The sequence below is a fragment of the Serratia sp. BW106 genome, assembly GCF_002607755.1.
GTDB lineage: Bacteria > Pseudomonadota > Gammaproteobacteria > Enterobacterales > Enterobacteriaceae > Serratia > Serratia proteamaculans.
Genome location: NZ_MCGS01000028.1, coordinates 64,675 through 83,683 on the forward strand (window position 1 = coordinate 64,675; position 19,009 = coordinate 83,683).

17 protein-coding genes, 1 tRNA gene and 1 pseudogene are annotated in these 19,009 nt (G+C 48.6%); 11 read left to right on the plus strand and 8 right to left on the minus strand.

The window, feature by feature from the left end:
* Window positions 1–191: 191 nt before the first annotated feature.
* Window positions 192–267 (plus strand) — tRNA-Asn (locus BEI65_RS18665).
* Between the two features lie 161 nt (window positions 268–428).
* Window positions 429–1,697: an integrase arm-type DNA-binding domain-containing protein gene (locus BEI65_RS18670; protein WP_049133227.1), complete on the plus strand. Its 1,269-nt coding sequence runs from the start codon at window positions 429–431 to the stop codon at window positions 1,695–1,697.
* Between the two features lie 149 nt (window positions 1,698–1,846).
* On the opposite strand, the gene BEI65_RS18675 is transcribed toward BEI65_RS18670, so the two are convergent.
* Together BEI65_RS18675 and BEI65_RS18680 are read right to left on the minus strand one after the other, a co-directional pair.
* Window positions 1,847–2,569, minus strand: coding sequence for a sulfite exporter TauE/SafE family protein (locus BEI65_RS18675; protein ID WP_097734725.1), 723 nt, complete (start codon window positions 2,567–2,569; stop codon window positions 1,847–1,849).
* 11 nt (window positions 2,570–2,580) lie between these two features.
* Window positions 2,581–3,477, minus strand: coding sequence for an oxidoreductase (locus tag BEI65_RS18680; RefSeq protein ID WP_057630161.1), 897 nt, complete (start codon window positions 3,475–3,477; stop codon window positions 2,581–2,583).
* 76 nt (window positions 3,478–3,553) lie between these two features.
* On the opposite strand from BEI65_RS18680, the gene BEI65_RS18685 reads away from it, so the two are divergent.
* From BEI65_RS18685 to BEI65_RS18695, 3 genes are all read left to right on the plus strand, one after another.
* Entirely contained in the window at window positions 3,554–4,438 is an 885-nt protein-coding gene (locus BEI65_RS18685; RefSeq protein WP_099064589.1) for a MurR/RpiR family transcriptional regulator, read from the plus strand.
* Window positions 4,438–5,295, plus strand: a complete 858-nt coding sequence (locus tag BEI65_RS18690; RefSeq protein ID WP_099064590.1) for a DMT family transporter — start codon at window positions 4,438–4,440, stop codon at window positions 5,293–5,295. The genes BEI65_RS18685 and BEI65_RS18690 overlap by 1 nt, the downstream gene beginning before the upstream one ends.
* 464 nt (window positions 5,296–5,759) lie before the next feature.
* Window positions 5,760–8,534, plus strand: coding sequence for a winged helix-turn-helix domain-containing protein (locus tag BEI65_RS18695; protein ID WP_099064591.1), 2,775 nt, complete (start codon window positions 5,760–5,762; stop codon window positions 8,532–8,534).
* Here BEI65_RS18695 and BEI65_RS18700 read toward each other — a convergent pair.
* Window positions 8,511–9,698 (minus strand): MFS transporter, encoded by a 1,188-nt coding sequence (locus BEI65_RS18700; RefSeq protein WP_099064592.1) that lies wholly within the window; start codon window positions 9,696–9,698, stop codon window positions 8,511–8,513. The genes BEI65_RS18695 and BEI65_RS18700 overlap by 24 nt on opposite strands.
* 172 nt (window positions 9,699–9,870) lie before the next feature.
* On the opposite strand from BEI65_RS18700, the gene BEI65_RS18705 reads away from it, so the two are divergent.
* Both BEI65_RS18705 and BEI65_RS18710 read left to right on the plus strand, forming a co-directional pair.
* On the plus strand, window positions 9,871–10,677 hold the full coding sequence (locus BEI65_RS18705; RefSeq protein WP_099064593.1) for an SDR family NAD(P)-dependent oxidoreductase: 807 nt from the start codon (window positions 9,871–9,873) through the stop codon (window positions 10,675–10,677).
* 235 nt (window positions 10,678–10,912) lie between these two features.
* A pseudogene (locus BEI65_RS18710) lies at window positions 10,913–11,831 on the plus strand (hypothetical protein).
* A 531-nt stretch (window positions 11,832–12,362) separates the two neighbouring features.
* Here BEI65_RS18710 and BEI65_RS18715 read toward each other — a convergent pair.
* From BEI65_RS18715 to BEI65_RS18730, 4 genes are all read right to left on the minus strand, one after another.
* Window positions 12,363–12,761 (minus strand): helix-turn-helix domain-containing protein, encoded by a 399-nt coding sequence (locus tag BEI65_RS18715; RefSeq protein ID WP_099064594.1) that lies wholly within the window; start codon window positions 12,759–12,761, stop codon window positions 12,363–12,365.
* A gap of 112 nt (window positions 12,762–12,873) precedes the next feature.
* Window positions 12,874–13,737, minus strand: a complete 864-nt coding sequence (locus BEI65_RS18720; RefSeq protein WP_061553925.1) for an HlyD family secretion protein — start codon at window positions 13,735–13,737, stop codon at window positions 12,874–12,876.
* Window positions 13,734–13,949, minus strand: coding sequence for a DUF1656 domain-containing protein (locus tag BEI65_RS18725; RefSeq protein ID WP_048822680.1), 216 nt, complete (start codon window positions 13,947–13,949; stop codon window positions 13,734–13,736). Before BEI65_RS18725 ends, BEI65_RS18720 begins: the two co-directional genes overlap by 4 nt.
* A complete protein-coding gene (locus BEI65_RS18730) occupies window positions 13,939–15,975 on the minus strand; it encodes an FUSC family protein (protein WP_099064595.1) in 2,037 nt (678 codons plus the stop codon). The genes BEI65_RS18725 and BEI65_RS18730 overlap by 11 nt, the downstream gene beginning before the upstream one ends.
* A 76-nt stretch (window positions 15,976–16,051) precedes the next feature.
* Here BEI65_RS18730 and BEI65_RS18735 point away from each other — a divergent pair, with 76 nt between their 5' ends.
* From BEI65_RS18735 to BEI65_RS18750, 4 genes are all read left to right on the plus strand, one after another.
* Window positions 16,052–16,858 carry a helix-turn-helix domain-containing protein gene (locus BEI65_RS18735; RefSeq protein WP_048211281.1) on the plus strand — a complete coding sequence of 269 codons (807 nt, stop codon included), beginning with the start codon at window positions 16,052–16,054 and terminating at the stop codon, window positions 16,856–16,858.
* A 599-nt stretch (window positions 16,859–17,457) separates the two neighbouring features.
* The gene (locus tag BEI65_RS18740) at window positions 17,458–17,643 is read left to right on the plus strand and encodes an AlpA family transcriptional regulator (RefSeq protein ID WP_032936812.1); all 186 of its coding nucleotides are present in this window, start codon (window positions 17,458–17,460) and stop codon (window positions 17,641–17,643) included.
* A gap of 61 nt (window positions 17,644–17,704) precedes the next feature.
* Window positions 17,705–18,292: a DUF2857 domain-containing protein gene (locus BEI65_RS18745; protein ID WP_097734731.1), complete on the plus strand. Its 588-nt coding sequence runs from the start codon at window positions 17,705–17,707 to the stop codon at window positions 18,290–18,292.
* Complete coding sequence (locus tag BEI65_RS18750) at window positions 18,282–18,491, plus strand: TraR/DksA family transcriptional regulator (RefSeq protein ID WP_061553921.1); 210 nt, start codon at window positions 18,282–18,284, stop codon at window positions 18,489–18,491. Before BEI65_RS18745 ends, BEI65_RS18750 begins: the two co-directional genes overlap by 11 nt.
* Window positions 18,492–18,813: 322 nt before the next feature.
* On the opposite strand, the gene BEI65_RS27220 is transcribed toward BEI65_RS18750, so the two are convergent.
* On the minus strand, window positions 18,814–19,009 hold a 196-nt coding region (locus BEI65_RS27220; RefSeq protein WP_232519120.1), incomplete at its 5' end, for a hypothetical protein.

The window sequence follows — 19,009 nt, forward strand, 5'->3', positions numbered from 1 at the left end:
AGCGTTAATCAGGACTACCTGCTCAGCCATAGCCATTACCACTATCAACTGCGTCTAAAACGCGCGGAACTAGGATAAATCTGCCAAAAGCTCAACGGGTTGCGCATTCTGTAAGCAAACAGTCACAGAATGCGTAATCCGCCTTTGACATGCTGCCAACACCCCGTTATGATTCCGGCCGTTCAAACGATTCCTCTGTAGTTCAGTCGGTAGAACGGCGGACTGTTAATCCGTATGTCACTGGTTCGAGTCCAGTCAGAGGAGCCAATTTCCTGTTTGCATGCATCTTTGCGAATCCTTATCTGATATTGATTCAAGAGGTTAGCGTGAAAACTCTTCCCGGTGCATTTTGATTTTACCCTCCGCATCGGGAAAAATTGGTGGTCAAATCTGGGGTCAGGTTAGTTCGATGACGGAGTGACCCCCAAATGCCCCTTAACGACTCAAAAATCCGCACCTTAAAACCATCCGCAAAACCCTTCAAAGTTTCTGATTCTCACGGTCTGTACCTTCTTATCAAACCAGGCGGCTCACGTCACTGGTATCTAAAATATCGTATAAACGGCAAAGAATCCCGCATTGCACTGGGTGCCTATCCTGCCGTCTCCCTGTCTGATGCCCGCCAGCAGCGCGAAGGTATCCGTAAGATGCTGGCGCTGAACATCAACCCGGCACAGCAGAGGGCTGCTGAACGCAGAGCCTGCACACCAGAGAAGGTGTTTAAAACAGTGGCGCTGGCATGGCATAAAAACAATAAAAAGTGGTCGCAGAACACCGCTGGCCGTCTACTTGCCAGTATGAACAACCATATCTTTCCTGTAATTGGTCATCTGTCCGTCACGGAGCTTAAACCCCATCATTTCATTGACCTGCTGAAAGGCATTGAGGAAAAGGGCCTGCTGGAAGTCGCGTCCCGCACGCGGCAGCACCTCAGTAACATCATGCGCCATGCGGTCCATCAGGGATTTATCGACACCAACCCGGCAGCAAATCTTGATGGCGTGACGGCTCCCCCCATGAGACACCACTATCCCGCCCTGCCGCTGGAGCGGCTGCCTGAACTGATTGAACACATTGAAGCATATCATCAGGGCCGTGAACTGACCCGGCTTGCTGTCCTGCTGACGCTGCATCTGTTCATTCGCTCCAGTGAGCTGCGCTTTGCACGCTGGTCAGAAATTGATTTCATAAACAGAATTTGGACGATACCCGCCACACGCGAAGCCATTGTGGGTGTGCGTTATTCAGGGCGCGGTGCCAAAATGCGCACTGCTCATATCGTGCCCCTCTCACAGCAGGCTATAGCTATTCTGAAACGGATTAAGGAAATATCCGGGGCTTACGAACTGGTCTTCCCCGGCGACCATAACCCGTACAGGCCGATGTGCGAAAACGCGGTTAATAAAGCACTGCGCCTTATGGGATTCGACACGAAACAGGACATCTGCGGACATGGCTTTCGGGCAATGGCATGCAGTGCCCTGATGGAGTCTGGCTTGTGGTCGCAGGATGCAGTGGAACGCCAGATGAGTCACCAGGAGCGCAACACCGTGCGTCTGGCTTACATTCATAAGGCTGAGCATCTGGAAGCCCGCAAGGCGATGATGCAGTGGTGGTCAGATTATATCGATACATGCCGGGTCGCATACGTACCACCTTTTAACACAGGGCGGAATAAAAACAACGAAGCTGCATGAACAATAACAAAAAGCTGTACCAGCATACCCTGGTACGGCTTTATTCATTTCTGATGGCTTGCCAACCCCTCCACCCCGACCCGTCGCTGCCTGTAGAAAGCTGTTACACAATAACAACACGCTTGCGCCGTCAGCCCTGGCGTGCCATTTCATTTGAGAGCAAGGATCATCCCTACTGCCCCAGCGACGAGAACGGCATCAATGAGAAGCTCGAACGTATGCGTCTGGAGTTTCTGGACGAGACGTTTCGCAATCATCGAACCGACGAACAATGCGATGCCGATGGCAAGTCCATATGTGAGGACAGGCTGCGCGAGTGCGCCCGATATACCGAACGTAGCTAGCTTGCCAGCGTAGAGCAGGATTGCGCTTGCCGCCTCTGATCCCAAAAATACGCCTCCACTCATTCCGTACCCGGTAAATACCGGCACGCTGAGCGGCCCGGTGGACAGCACGAATCCTGTCAGAAACCCGACAATCGCCCCGGCAAAACTCATGTGCCAGAGATTCAAGTGGAGGTTCGATCGTCTGATGAGACGGCGCAGCGGGATCATCGCAAGGAAGAAAGCTGCCAGGAATACCTCCACTGTGCCAGGAGAAATCGTAAGTAACGTGTGCGCCCCGAGAACAGCCGCAGGAACTCCCGCCAACGAATAGGCAAACACCGGTCGCCAACGAATCTCATGCCACCAGACAATCACCCGTCCGATGTTGCCGAAAAGGGAGGCGATCGCCATAACAGGCACAGCAATCCGTGGCCCGTACGTGGCGACGAGGACGGGCAGCATGATTAACGACGAGCCAGTGCCGACGACACCGCTGAGTACTCCGGCACCGAGAGCGACGAAGAAGAGAAGTAAGAGTGCAATCATCGGCTTTAGGATCAACCAGGCCCATCGCTCGCAGCCGCAAGAAGCGGCACCAGGATGTCGCTGATCGGCGTTGGAATGCTGTGAACCCGGCCGCGACGCGCAATGACGCCGTTGCGGATATCCCATTCAAGCGGTCGGCCAGCTTCTCGATCCGTGAGGATGGAGGTGCTCATGTCTGCAGGAGCCGCCCGGAACTTATCGAGGATCTCCTGCGGCACTTCGTCTCCGAGTTCAGCGCCCTCTGCACGTGCCACGGCCAGGCATTCCTGCAGATAAGCCAGCGTAAGCCTGGCGATATCAGCACGGCCAAACATGCCTGAGCGGCGGTGCGTGAGTGCCATGAGTCCAGCCACCGCATTCTGCATCAGCTTGCGCCAGGCCAGGGAGCTGAAATTCGCGGCCAGATCTACGGAGCACCACGTGCCTTGCAGCGCTGCGGCCACTACACGGGAAGCTGGTGCGTCTGGCACGCTGAGGCGCGCCTCACCACGCAAGCGTACCGAGCCATCGGACTGCGCTTGCGCAGGGAACCACACGACAGCGGGAACGCTCTGTCCGGGCAGAGAGTACGTAGCGAGCCTGTCCAACTGTTCGACCCCGTTCTGGAGCACGCATACAACCGTCTCCGGGCCAGTCAACGCCCTGAGCCATTCTGCTGCCGCGTCGATTTGTGTGGACTTGACTGCCAGAAAGATAAGATCAACCGTGCGAGTGATTTGTGCCGGATTCGTCTGTACCGGACCGGGTACGGTGATAAAGCGGTCGCCATCTTGCAAGGTCAGGTGATCGCGGGGAGTACGTCCACACAGCAATGGTGTGCGGTCGACTTCGTGTAACGCCGCCGCGACTGTTGTGCCGATGGCACCTGGACCTAAAACAGCAACAACTGTATTGATTTCAGTGTTCATGAATGCGGACTCCTTGCAACAGAATCTAATTACGTGGTGGTTGTGCCCTTCCCAAAGGACATGTAATATATTACATATGAATAAAGAAATTGGTAATAGAATTTCAGAAGGTGAGCAGCGGTTACAGCAATGGCTTGGCAGCATTCACGCCCGAAGCGGCGACCTCGCTGCAAGTGAGGCTAAAGTTGTCGACCTCCTGTTTGTCGATCCTTTATTTGTCGGTACAAGCACGGCAGCACAGGTTGCCACCCGTGCTGGTGTATCACCGCCGACAGTAATACGCGCTGCACGAGCGATCGGGTTCACCGGGTTCACTGAACTTAAGATAGAGATTGCCCGGGCTCGTGGCACTGCCCAATTCTTTGCCCCGCCTGAAGTTCTTACAGCGGATGCGACGCTGGCATCAGTGCTGGAAACATCAATTCGTGCTGGTGTAGACGCACTGACTGCGCTCAGCGGTGCTATCGAAATCTCCGCCCTTGATGAGGCGGTCGATTTAATCCAGAGCGCACGCCAGGTATTTGCATTTGGTGCTGGTCCCTCTGCGACGGTTGCCGCTGATGCGGTCTTTCGTTTGCGGACGGCGGGTGTGATAACCGTCAGTATCCAGGATTATTTATCAGCGATGATTGCTGCTCGTCTACTCGGTCCAGGCGACGTCATCATCGTCGTCAGTTCAACAGGGCGCACATCATCCACACTCTCCATCGCTGATGCAGCATCCTCGGCAGGAGCATCGCTTATTGCAATAACTAACCAGTACGATACCCCACTGGCGACACTCGCCAACGTTTCGCTCGTTGTTGGCGGAATGCCACTCCCGGCACAGATGGCCGCTGCCGGGAGTCGACTGGCCCAGCTCGTCGTTATTGATACGCTGGTCGCTGCTCTCACTCTGCGGGATAAAGAACAAAGTCGCCGGGCTGAACGGGCGGGTATTGATTTGCCCGATATGTCCTGATGCAGTTCAGCACGGTAGCAATGATTCTTACTGCTGCGGTAGCCCATGCAGTATGGAATATAGCCTCAAAATACAAGAGGGAAGACACTCTTGTGTTCGTCTGGGCGTACAGCTGTGCCTCAGCATTGCTGTGGGTCCCGTTCAGCCTCATTCTGATAGTTGAGGGACAACAGGAGCTCGACTGGAGACTCGCTGTCGGCGCAGTTATCTCGTCTGCACTTCATATCGCTTATTCTCTAATCTTGCTGGCTGGCTACGAGCGCGCCGAACTGGGTGTTGTTTATCCGATTGCCCGAGGAAGTGGACCAGTTCTGACGATACTGTTTGCAACCCTTCTCATGGGAGAACGGCTTTCACCAGGCGCTTTACTCGGCGCCTTTATCGTTATCGCTGGTATTTTCGTTGTCACCGGCAATCCGTTCAGGAGCGGAAGCCGGCCGCTACAGGGAATGCTTTGGGGGGCAGCGACAGGCACCGCCATCGCTGGCTATACACTCTGGGACGGTTATTCGGTAATCTCTCTGCACCTGGATCCAGTGAGCTACTACGCCAGCACACTCCTGCTACAGAGTCTGATTCTTACCCCTGGTGCGATGCGGCGACGAAATCGCATTCCAACTGCTGTACGTGTGGATATCATCCCAATCCTTATCATTGCTGTATGCTCTCCCCTTGCCTACATCCTTGTACTGACAGCCATGCAGAGCATGCCACTGGCACTCGTCGCTCCTCTCAGGGAAACATCCATTATTGTCGGCTCTCTTCTTTCGTACTGGCTGTTTCGTGAAAATCATCTGGCACGCCGGATTGCCGGTGCAGTGGTGGTGCTGACCGGCATCGCAATAATTAGCCTTTGATCGCTTCGTTGGATGCCAATCGTCGTCTCATTGTCAGCGTGGATCGTTCGTCGATATACTCTGTTTATGGTACAGGTATCAAGTCCGCTTCCTCTGTCTGTGGCTGTTAGCGCCATTGAGATAAGACTGTATAAACCGCCATCAGTTCTGGTATTGGCATCCCGTACCACCATTATTTAAATGTTCGGACACACGCTGTTATTTGAAGGTTAATCCCTAGTCGAATGATTATCCATGTGAGTGCTTTTCCAGCCATGCCTGATGGGATATGGCTGGCATAGATAGTTCAGTTTTCATCACCAGTTTGATCGCAAAGCTATGCCACATAGCACTATTGGCTTTATAATCATTAACGGTAAAAGTGGTATTGAATAGTGATACTCCGGTGCAACACATTCAACATGTAGCCTGATTCTGATAACCGCTTTCGTTAGAAATGGCTTACTCCATAGCGAGAGTTCGTGATGCTCAAAACAGAAGATCTCAACACTATGATATCAATTGATGAGATTCACTTTGCTGACTGGCAAATCTGGCCACAGCTAAGGATTCTGTTACATCGGGGTAAGCCAGTAAGAATTTCTGCCAGAGCTTTTGATGTTCTGGTTGTTCTGGTGAGTGCCAGAGGTAAAGCGGTAAATAAAGAATCTTTACTTACGCAAGTGTGGGGAAATGAAATCGTCGAAGAAAATAATCTTCAGGCACAAATTTCAGCTATACGCCGCATACTGGGACATGACCGCCATCTACTGGTTACTGAATTTGGTTGTGGTTATCGCTTTAATATCAACAATTCGCCAACTGAACCGCTCTCTAAATCAAAAATACCTGAGCCCGCTATTACCCCTTTTCTAGCGTCGATTCTGGGGCGTGATAAAGCTGTGCAGGAATTATGCGCCTTATTGGATCAATACCGTCTGGTGACGATTACAGGCTCAGGGGGCGTGGGTAAGACTCGTCTGGCATGGGAAGTCGTCAGTCTTACACACACGCATTTTCCTGATGGAATATGTGTGGCTGAACTGGCTCATATCACCGAAGCATCCAGCTTGCTATCCGTTATTTCACAAGCGCTCCATCTTCCATTAGCTGCCATTCATAATGATGCCGATTTACGGCAACAGCTTGCACGGCGTCGATGTTTACTGCTGATTGATAACTGTGAACATGTAATTAATGAACTTGAACCAGTGATTACGTTGCTCCTGCACCTGGCTCCCCATATCAAACTGTTGTTGACCAGCCAGGTAGCGTTGCAGGTTGCCGGCGAGCAACAATATCTACTACCACCATTACAAGTTCCTGAGAGCGAAGAGGCTGATACCCACGAGTTACTAACTTTTTCCAGTGTCCGCCTCTTTATCGAACGCGGGCAGGCCAATCGACATAATTACCATCCATCAGCCAGCGAACTGTCTTTGATTGGCGAGTTATGCCGTCATCTTGACGGTCTGCCGCTGGCGATTGAACTTGCGGCCTCCCGTCTGCCAGTCATGAGTGTCAAAGAGATCTATAACCGACTGGAAGACCGTTTCCAGCTATTGAGCAATACGCACAGATCTCTGGAGCCCAGACATCAGAAAATACTGACCGCGCTGGAGTGGACTTATCAGTTGCTCAACACACGTGAACAACGATTATTTTGCTCTCTGGGGATCTATACCGATATGTTCAGTGTGAAATCAGTAAGCGACCTTCTGCTGATTAAAGACAAGCATCGCTGGCAGGTTGTTGACGATCTGCAAAGATTGCTGTCTTTATCCCTGATTCAGGTCAGTACTCAGGTACCAGAGACCCGTTTCCGCCTGCTGGAAACCATGCGCCAGTTCGCATGCGATAAACTCAGGCAACAGGGTGAATATACTGTTCTTGAGGCCCGTTTTGCCGACTATTATAAAGTTCTGGTAAAAGAGGCACAAGATGATTGGTTTATGCTGCCAACAGGACAATGGCGTGAACGTTATAGCCATATACTTAATGATTTGCGGAGTGTATTACAGCAAACGTTGATTGAGAGAGCTGATCCCTCTAAAGGGCTTGAGATCTTACAAGCTATGACCCCTTTTTGGATTGAATATTCACTATACGATGAATGTCAGCGCCATATTTATCCTCTGCTTTATGAAAATACTTCGCAGGTAGTATTAACGCTACGCCAGAGAATGAATCTCAGCGCTGTAGCAGGTAAGGCGTCAACCTGGGCAAAAGGCCCTACGCCTGAAACACATTCAGCCTGGAAAACCGCGCTGACAATTGCAGAAAAGCTCGACGACAAAGAAATACGTTTACAGGCACATTACGGATTATGGTTGTATTATCTGCGTACTGGCGAGTTGGATAAAGCGCTTGAGCATGCGCAATCTATGTGCGAGCTAGCACGGTCCATTACCGACGAGGAGGCGATGGCAACCGGGCTGCGTATTCTCGGTGTATCCCTGCATTTTTTGGGCCGTCATGATGTCGGGCGTGATTATCTCCAACAATCTCTTGATTGGTATGAACATGGTGAATTAAGCCACTCTTTCCGTTTTGGTCTTGATCAAGAGAGCGCCGGTCAGGCCTTTCTGTCTCGTTTACTCTGGTTACAGGGTGAGTATAAGGCCGCGAAACAGATGGCATGGCGCGGTGTTAAAAAAGCCGCTCGTTTGCAGCATGTCTGTTCTCTTTGCTGTGCACTGGCTGAAGGCGCTTGTATGACAGCAGCACTGGATCGTAATCCGCGTTGGGTTATAAAGGCCGCAAACTGGCTTATTCATCTGGCAAAAAGGCATGATTTATATTTCTGGAAGACATACGGCGAGCTGTTTCTTGTTTGGGCTAAACAGTTCAGTCATACCGATGTTAGTCAAACCACACTATTTAGCTCGTTGCGGGCGATGGGATTAGACTGGCAATATTCCCCCTTGTTGTCAGAAATTGATACCGGGGTATCACTGAGAGCCACCCGCCAGGATCATGAAAACTGGTGCACGCCTGAGCTGATGCGTCTTTCTGCCACTCAATTACCTCCTCAGAAGCAACGCCTGCTGTTGGAGCAGGCCCTGGACAAAGCGCGCCAGCAACAGGCTTATGGCTGGGCCCTCCGTATTGCTTATTCATTGGCGACATTGCAGGCTGAAGCCGGGGAAAAATGGGCTGCTAAACAATTGATACAGGACGCTTTAAATGATGTTGATGACTCAGACAATGCGACGGATGTAAGAAGTGCTATTGCGTTATGTGCCCGAATAGGGGCCTGAATATTTACGTCTTACGGCTATCAACATCCCCATGATCACGAGTCCGCCCCCTGCTGAAGAAATCAGCGCCCAGCTATGAGTTGTCTCCCATAACCAGGTGGCAGTCAGTGAGCCACATGCTCCGCCAATAAACATAACGCACATAAATAATGTATTAAGACGGTTTCTGGCATCCGGACGCAAAGAATAAATCGTGTGCTGATTAGCTATCAGTACACATTGCTCACCCGCATCCAGTAGTAGAATGCCCACCACCATACCCACAATACTGTTCCATCTCCAAAAAACAGTCCAGGCTAGCAGCATGAGTATCACACCAAAAACAACCATTCGGAATGGTCCCTGACGATCGCTGAAACTTCCCGCCAGAGGCGCACACAGAATACCGATTAACCCCAAAGCAGCCAGGGTGCCGGTTATCCCTGCACCGTAATCGTAGCGATGAGCTAACCAGAAAGGGAGCACGGTCCACAGCACGCTGAAGGAGGCAAACAGCATTGCTTGTGTAAGAGTTGCACCACGCACCTGCGGCTCGCTTTTCCACAGCTGTCCTAATGAACGTAATACCGCCAGATAGTTAAACTTTGGCGTTGGCAACGACTGAGCAGGCAAAATGCGCAAGATGAAAAATATAGCCAGCAATGTCATGATCGCGCCGGACAAAAAGACACCGCGCCAGCCGAAATACTGACCAATAAGGCCTCCGATAGCCCGGCCAGCAAGGATACCTGCCAGGACACCGCTCATCACCGTACCCACGGTTTTACCTCGTGCAGAAGTTCTGGAGAGCGAGGCGGCAAGCGGCACTATCTGTTGGGCTACTGTTGCAGCCATCCCGGTAAGGAAGGAGAAGAACACCAACACTGTCGCCGTTGGCGATAACATCATGCCGATCAGTGCCAGGAAAAGCACCTGCGCTTGACGCAGGATAAGCCGCTGACGTTCAATATAATCGCCCAGTGGGATCAGAAAGAATAAGCCCACCGCATAGCCTAACTGGGTGCCCATGGGGATCAAAGAAACAGCCCCCCATTCATTGGGAAAGGATCCGGCAATTAAATTCAGGACAGATTGATTAAAATAAATATTAGCTACAACAATACAGCAAATAATCGCCAGCATAAGAATCCTGGCAGAAGAAAGCTCATGATTGTCCGTTCGCATTGACCACTCCTGGCTCTAAACTCAATATCGTCTGGAGTATAAGCAGACGGAAATCCCAACTCTTTGACCGCTTTTTTCAGACGTCTGAATTCTGATGCACAAGCTCCTGAAAAAGAGATTTGTTACTAATACTGCTCATGTTATTAACTGTGCTTAACTTGAGGAGCAGCAAATGGATTTAAAACTGACTGGAAAAGTGGCTCTGGTAACCGGAGCCCGAACCGGAATTGGTTTCAGCATTTGTGAAGAACTGGCCATGAATGGTGTGCATTTAGTCATGGTGGCCAGACGAGAACCTGAGCTGATTCTGGCTGCGAAAAAAATTTCAGAGAAATACGGTGTTTCGGTGCTGCCTGTTGCCGGGGATGTGACTGATCCCAAACTACCTTCTTTAGTGGTTGAACAAGCGGAAAAGGTTTTTCAGCGTATTGATTTACTGGTTAACAATGCCGGAAGAGCCCATGCGGGCACGCTGTTAACCACTTCGGAAGAAGACTGGCAGATAATGACTGAGACCAAATTATCCGCCATGCGACGTTTTTGTAAGGTAATCATCCCCGGGATGCAGAGACGAAACTGGGGGCGTATTGTCAATATCTCATCCATTGGCGGTATCTACCCTAATCCGCAACTTACCGTCTCACACGCACTGAGCGCCGCTATCAACAACCTGACCCGTAGTTTAGCACTTAGCGTGGCTCCGGATGGCATTCTGGTCAATGCGATCGGAGTGGGTGCTGTCGCGACGGATAACTGGGCGCAGAACATGCTACCGAATGTTCGCAATCGTCGTCCTGAACTGGTTGACAGAACAGACGAAGAGGTAATGACATTACTGGGTAAAGAGAAAACGCCTGTGGGCCGCTTTGGACTTCCTGAAGATATTGCTGCAATTGCTGCGTTCCTACTTTCTGGGAGGAATCAGTTTGTTACTGGACAGACAATTGAAGCATCAGGCGGAGCAGACAGATTTATGTAATGTCTTCCATTCAACTTAAATAATGTTTGAGGATTGAATTAGTTTAACCTGATATTTGTTCTTCTTTTCAATCACTGCGAAATATGAGGCCGGACATGGGGGACTGAAACGCTAAGAAGCCCCCGCGTTAATATAATCCAAATATTATAACGCAATAGATCCCGCACCATGAAATTTATTTCACCGGAAAATTCATGGTGTTTTTTTTAAAAAATAGAAATAGAGGCAAACCACTATGTCAAAAAAACAAACACTATCAAATACAAACTATAGTTCGCCTGACTGGCTGACTATCCGTGAAGCAGTCGAAGTGATAAATAAAAAAGGACTGAAAATAAAAAAAAAGTGACATTTACAGGCATGCATTACATGGCAGCATTCATCTCTCTATTTACTTTCAGTCTCCAATTACATTACGAAAAATACAGAGGTCGGGCTACAAAGTAAGGTTCAGACCATCTGATATGTCATCAATAAATCGTTTATGCCTTCTTGACAAAAAAGCGTTTATTGAAGGACATAATTTTATTGTTAGCACTACTGGCAAATATATCATTCCCACAGAGAGAGTTATTGACACTCTATTGATTGGATATGAATATGTTCTAGTACAAAAATTACTTGCCCAATCTCTTAAAATACCATTACCTGTAACAGGAGCTATTGATTTTAATCATGGCATAACAGTTAGCTTACAAGGAGAACCATTTCAACTATTCGATAAAATGACATGGGAAGAAAGAATAATACAAAAAATTATGCAACTCCCTAAAAACATCTCACCAGATGTACATGAAGAGATATTCTCAAAGAAGATAAATAACTACCTGAGGAAAGAGTATTTCCCGGCTCATATTTTACCTCGGGATGCCTGGTTTGTTATTCGACATGCTGAACTTGATAAAGTCATTGACATCATAACCAATAGCAGAGTGCCCCCATTATCTGCAACGCGAATATCAACACCACTATCTCGTTTTTTCTGGCTGGCCTGTAAAAACAATGAAGTCATCCGTCCATTAATTAGTAAACCGTACAAACTACTATCTATTTTCGAACAATGGGCATCTGACGAAGGCATTACCGACAGACTCAGTGGTGATACGTTAAAAACTGCACTCGTACGCGGTTCCCCCACATCAATGTCGGATTGACGCAAGTGAATTTTACCAAACCCAAATGTCCGTATTAAGGACTCTAAAATCAGTAATACGGACATAATTAGTTTTTTTGACTCTTTTTTCCTTGTCACCTCAAGGGATATTATATTTCTGCATTACGGGTATAAATACACATCATCAATTACCAAGCATTAGAAATGTAAAAACAAAACAGTACTTAAATGCTCACAACCCCACACATACATAAAAGCCACTCCTTATTCAAGGAGGATTTAGCCGACCTGCATAGGTTCGATCGAATCCAAAATGCGCAAAATAGATTAACCTTAATTTATCCAGCCATTAAATACACACATGGGTTTGTAATTATATTCCAATTAATGCATCCAAAATTTACTCACCAATACATTACACATGCAAAAACACGAAAACATACATTGCACAGAAAGACTTAGATTCATTTACAATGAAATAAATGAGTGATTTCATTTCGTTCAACAAATCTATAACTGAGGTACTAAGGCCATGATTATTAGATGAACCCGTCCATAACCCAGATAATTACTAAAGATTTAAAAACTCATCCTTATGATACGAGTAATTACCTTGCTCCCTAGAAGACTTACTTTTAATATTTACGGCATTTTTTCTACACCGGTGCGGTGGGACATTATACCTTTTCCGAAATGCCCTGGTTAATGATTGCTGAGAGTCAAAGCCAAATCGCATCGCGATGTTTATCAAAGGTTCATTTGTTGTGATAACAGCCTCTAAAATAAGACATAATTTTTTCTCTCTGATAAAACCTCCCAGGCTCTGCCCTGTTTCAGAAAAAAACAGTCTCTGCAAATGCCATTTTGAATATCCGGACCTGATAGCCACATCATCAATTTTTAGTGGCATCTCTATATTTTTGTTTATCCAGATAATTAAGTCATTTACAAAATCTTTTCTGTTTTTCATAACCGAAACCTTAGAATTACTCTACCAGAAATAAATTTTCATCAGGCATATAGATCAAGAGCTGACAATCCCTAAGTTCTGCATAAATCCTCAATAGAAACCATACTTTTTATTATGGTGTGATGGATATACTCGCAGACAATCCAGCCACCAATTCAACTCCCTCCGGCAATCTGTCAATATGAATCCGAACCGGGATACGCTGCGCGAGCCGCACCCAGCTAAAGGTTGGCTCGACATTAGGCAGGCCAAGCCCCCCGGTCTCGTCATTGTTATCATCTATTCCGCGTCCGATACTCTCAACATGACCCGTGATCACTGGCTTAAATCCCATCAGCGTAATGTGTGCAGTATTTCCCGTGCGGATATGTTGCAACTTAGTCTCTTCAAAATAGCCAACCACCCAAAAACTATTGGCATCAATGATGGAAACTTTAGTTTCTCCCGCTGTGGCATAGTCACCAGGGCGAAGCCGCAAATGTGTGACATAGCCCGTAACCGGAGACCGAACAATAGCATGCGATAAGTTAAGCTCTGCAAGGTCCAGCGCAGCCAGTGCACCGTGGTAATTAGCCGCAGCGACGCTGGCTGCGCTGGCTGTTTGTTGTAAATCCTCGCTGGAAATCACCCCTTTAATCTGAGAGCGTCGCCTCGCCGCATCCTGGCGCATCAGCATTTCATGACGTTTCGCCTCAACATCTGCCTGTGCGCTGTCCACTGCCAACCTCAACCAGTGCGGGTCGATGGAATAGAGCACATCGCCCCGATTAACCCACTGATTATCGCGGACGGACACATTCAGCAACGGTCCGGAGACATTCGGCGCAATCTGTACCACATCCGCACGAACCCGACCATCGCGGGTCCAAGGGGTTTGCGCATAATGTTTCCAGAGAATAAAAGCCAAAAGCGTAGCCACCGCCACAGCGCTGAACGTCAGCACGTAGCGGCCCAGTAGAGAAAGTAACGATTTCATTTAAAAAATCCCAGTTCGGTCAGCCCCTGCAACAGCAGGTAAAAAGTAATAATGAAGACGGAAAAATCGATCATCGGTCTAAAGGGCAAGCGGCGGTAACCCTTGCTGAAAGAGAAAAGATGTACGAGAAATAGTGTACAGGTCAGTGCAACGAGGGCAATTACCAGCAGACCGGGTACAAAAACGCCCTCAATATTGAAATCATTGATCATTAGCAGGCTCCATTTTCTGAACGCTTAATGCGCAGTAAAGATCAACCAGTTGATCAACATAATGCCGCGATAGTTCATCTGTTACGCTCAAGCTGCGCTCAGTCAGACTGGCGATCCGTTGAAGTAAGGTGTCAATATCTGTCGAGTGTGTAAGAAGAGTGAGCACTTCTTTTATTTCTTTGTTCGCATGCGCATCACATCGGCGTAATCGCATAACACACAGCCCTATACGCATGGCGTACAACAAATGATGTGCCCGTTCCGGTGACTGTCCACTGCGCTGCAATCGCGGCAGTATCAACGCTGCCCGATCGATCATAAGGTTGGTCCAGAGGGTTTCGTCTGTATTCAGCTTACCTTCCACGCTGCGGTTAATATCTCGCTGGCATAATTGAAGCAGCCGTTTTATCGCCGAATCAGCCTGCACAGTTTGCAGTAGGCTCATGCCGAGCACTGCAAAACCAGTAGCAGAAAATAGTGCTATAGAGGTATTCACCGCCACGGCAAAATCCCCGCTGTAGTGGGCACCCAGCTCGCACAAAATAGGCAGCGTCAGTGTGATCCCCATAGCCATAAACGTGGTAGGCGGTCTGGCCTGGAGCGATCCGGCCAGCAGATATACCGGAGCTAAAACCGTTACCAGCACGATAAAATCACTGACTTGTGGTAGTAGAACGAAGCTGTAGATCAGGCTTATCACAACGCCCCAGAAGGAGCCGATAATGTACTTAACAATATGCGGGGCAGGCGTATCGAAGCTGCCAAACAATGTGCAACAAACGCCAAGGATAGAAACCGCCGTACCACCATCAGGCCATGCCGAGAAAATCCACACCAGACAGCCGCTCATAATGATGGCGAAAGCGCCCAGTGCGGTGCGGGCAGCAGTAAGAGGATCGCGGTGGAATACATATCCTTTCACGGTATTCTTTTCCGAGTGCGCAGGCGTCTGTTTCGCGTGATGAATGGCATCCGAAAGACGATAGCACTGCTGCACAAGGACAATGGCCTCTAACAGGTAGCGCATAAAACTTACACGCAGCGCTTCTTCAAACGTCAGCTCATACACTGAATAGCGCTGTAGTAATTTTTCACTCCTTTTTTTGAGCGCTTCAGCCTCGCTTTTGAATTTTCCTTCATCTTTGCAGGCCAGCCAGACCTCAACATCACCCAGCAGAATTTGCACATCTACAGGTATCGTCGCTATCAGAGCTAAACGGTCGCGTAACTCACAGTTAACAATGACTAATCGCGCAAGCCGATCATGAAGCCTTTTTCTCGCTTGCCGGACCGGTACCGAGTACGCAAAATCATAAGGGATATGATGGCTGATACCCTGCAGGAACTGTAATGCCAGTGCCATATGCAGCGGCCCGGAAACAGCGTCGGGTTTGCCTGCTAAAGTATCTGCGACACGCTGTCGCGCCGAGAGCAGCGTCTGCGACAATTTACTGTTGAACTGGCCCGTTATGCGCGCGGGCAATACATAGCGATGAATAAGTGCCGCGCAGAAGATACCGATCATGATTTCCTGTACCCGAACAATAGCGATGTTAAAAATCGCACCAGGATCGGATACCGCAGGGAAGCCAATCAGACTCGCAGTGTAACCAGCCAGGACAAAACCATAGGCGCGGGGCGTGCGTTCCAGCAAGGATAAATAGAGGCAGAAGGTGATCCACCCCGTCAGTATCACACTGAAAAATAAAGGCATATTCACAAAAGCAGGTACAATCAATACCGTTATGCCCGCTCCGACTACCGTTCCCACCAGACGATACAGACTTCTGCTCAGCGACGCTCCGACGGAGGTTTGGGAAACAATATACACGGTGATAATTGCCCAGGAAGGCCGCTCCAGGCCAATTGACAGTGCAATGTAGTATGCGAGCATCGCTGCGGCAAAACTCTTCGCGGAATAGAGCAGAGCGTTCGCATCATTCAGTAGTGAAGGAGAAGCCATACCGCGAAGACGTTGGCATATCGTGTGTATAAAATGAAAGTAACTCGCGTTAATTTTTTTCATGCCGGAAATTATTACCGGCTTGCATATCCACTTAAATACTCTATTCTGTCAAAAAATACCTAAATGTTGCCAATCTATGTTACCCCCACTCGCCAATACGCTATTTGATCCGGATGCCACCCCCTGCCCCGCAGTCGCGCGTCATTTGGATTTTGTCGATTACGCAGCCGAAGTGCCTGTGCATACGCACCGCAAAGGGCAATTGATTATTGCCCTCTATGGGGCGGTCATTTGTCGCGCCGAAAATGATATCTGGATCGTGCCGCCTGATTGTGCCGTCTGGATCCCTGGGGGAGTGCCGCACAGCGCCAAAGCTACCTGGAATGCGCATCTCAACTATCTTTTTATCGAGCCTGGAGCTGTCGCGCTGCCGGAGCGATGCTGTACTCTGGCAATTTCCAGTCTGATTAAAGAACTTGTTGCCCGTTTAACCCGCGAGGGCGTCGAATATCCACCGGAAAGCCATCCCGCCAGACTGACCAGAGTAACACTCGATGAATTAGCCACCATGCCTCAGCAGAAACTGAGCCTCCCTGTGTCGTCGCATCCTAAAATCCGCGCCATGGCCGATGCTCTGGTCAGTCAACCTGATGACCGAAGCACATTCAAAGCATGGGCAAAAAGACTGGCGCTTAGCGAGCGTTCTCTCGCGCGTTTAATGCTGCGCGAAACCGGGTTGACGTTCGGACGCTGGCGTCAGCAACTGCAACTGATAATTGCTCTCCGGGAACTGGCTAGCGGCGTTTCGGTTCAGAATGTTGCAGCTAATCTGGGGTATGAATCGGTTAATGCGTTTATCACCATGTTCAAAAAAACCATGGGCAGTACACCCGCACACTATTTTGCCGAACGGAAAACAAGCGCACACTTAACCGATATTTAGCGACATCAGGTTTTCCAAGAAACCAGAGGTGAGTCATAGAGCTGCCATATCCGTCTCCCTGTGCGGGGGATCACACTACAGAATCTTTATCGCATGGAACCTCCAGCCAGGACTATATTGCCTCAGCCGCCTTAACGATAACAAGAATCAAAGGACGGTATTATATCTGTTGGATCGGTCTATACATGATCGGGAAGCACAATCAATTCAGCATTGTGTTAAGGAAGTAGTTGAGCATATATGTTTCGACCACACAGAATACTTCTATGGCGATGCTTCATAGCGCATTACCGCCAGAGTGGTAACGCCCCCCTGACTGAAATTCACAATGAATGTATTTAACCGCATCTTTTTATTGTCCTCATTATCACGCTAAGCCATGACACCATTGCAGCAGCGAAACGCTGAAAACTACACAGCAGCACAACTATCCTTCTCCACATCCTTATACAACTAATAACGTATTATTTATTCACTAAAAAACCGTACTAAGGATCTTCCCATCAGTAATAAGGTGCTATCGGCTTTTCCTAAGCTTACTGCTGTGTTCTTTTATTTTCTCTGGACATGCACCAGTCATTCCACAATAGGAGAATACAATGACATCACATCAGTTATTACGTTTAAAACAGGTCGAAGAAAAAACCGGTTTGAAACGCTCTCAAATTTACTTGTATATGAAAAATGGTTCGTTCCCACGTTCAATAAAAATTGGCCCGGCCAGTGTGGCCTGGCTCGAATCGGAAATTGATGAATGGATCAACCTTAAGTTAGCCGGACGTTAGATCAGTTAAAAATGTCCGTTTATTTGCTCAACTTTTCCATATAGATTGAGGAGATAACAGAATGATTCCATTAATTAATTACACCATCTTAACTGATGCATTGCACGCTCTGAAAGAAGGCAATATTCGTCACTGTGAATCCCTCGGATTTACTTTCGACGAAATGAATGCTCTTAATCAGTTATCACTCGATGAACTGTTTACGGTCAGCCGGGCGGCAGCTCCCTTTGTTTCGGTCAGTGTCCGCCATGATGTTCTGCATCATTTACTGGCGCAGGCCCGCCAGGAATACCACCATCAACAGGAGATTAACCGTGCTATCCGCCTGGGTGGCTCTATCTCGTTGCTCAACCACTATTTTGGCCTGACATCAAATGAAGTCTGCCTTCGCCGACGGTTGCTGGGTGTAAGCGTGCCGTATGGCCGAACGCCTGAACCGGATGAAGAGACGGATGCGGCTATCTGGCTGCAATGGCAGAAGTGCCGGGTGGAAAACCTTGAATCCCCCAACGCGCTGATAGCCATGATGCAGGTAACTGAAGTCCTACTACCAAGATTTCAGGGGCTGTCACTCACCATGGTATGGAGGCGTATCACGCTTTGTCAAAAGGGAGTTGCCGCTGACAGGAGGACGTCACATGCCGGATGAGATCGACCGCGATCAGGAATTTAATGAACAGCGACTGGATGAGATGATTGAACAGAGTCGTTTCAAACCAGGGCCAGCGCCATCATTATTCCACTGTCGTTTATGTGGTAAACCCATTCCAGAAAAGCGACGGCAAGCACTGCCGGGTGTAACCACCTGTACGGAATGTCAGGAAAAACTTGAACGCCTCAACCGCTGACAGGGTAACAAAGACGTGTGGAGATATTATATCCCTGCACGTCTTTATTATTCCCGGTGAATATTAATACCGCTCTGGCGTGTTTTTCCTTCCCCATTTTTCTCGCTGCATCTTAAATGCTCCGTTTATTTTTCTCTCTTCTTTTTGTTTTGAGTTTCTCATTCATATCCCGCGCCAGATATCCGAATCTGAAAGCGCCATTACCGCATGGTTGCCCTGATGGACGTTAATTCGCCCGGGCCGGGTATTGCTCTTTAACAGAATGGTTCGGGCTGTCACGTAACCACAATTCAGGGTGCCGCTGAATGTTCTCGCTGACCCGTTAAAACCGGAATGCAGAACCGGGATGTGATTGGTTTATTTCATTTACTGTTTTTTGAACAAAGGAAATTCCATGAGAAAACCCGTTTATCACGTATTTGTCACCCAGGAAAGTCAGCCCGATGCACAGGGTGAAAAAAACACGTACTGGACAAAGGTTGGCGTGGCCTTCGCGCGGCTTTGTTGAATAAATCAGA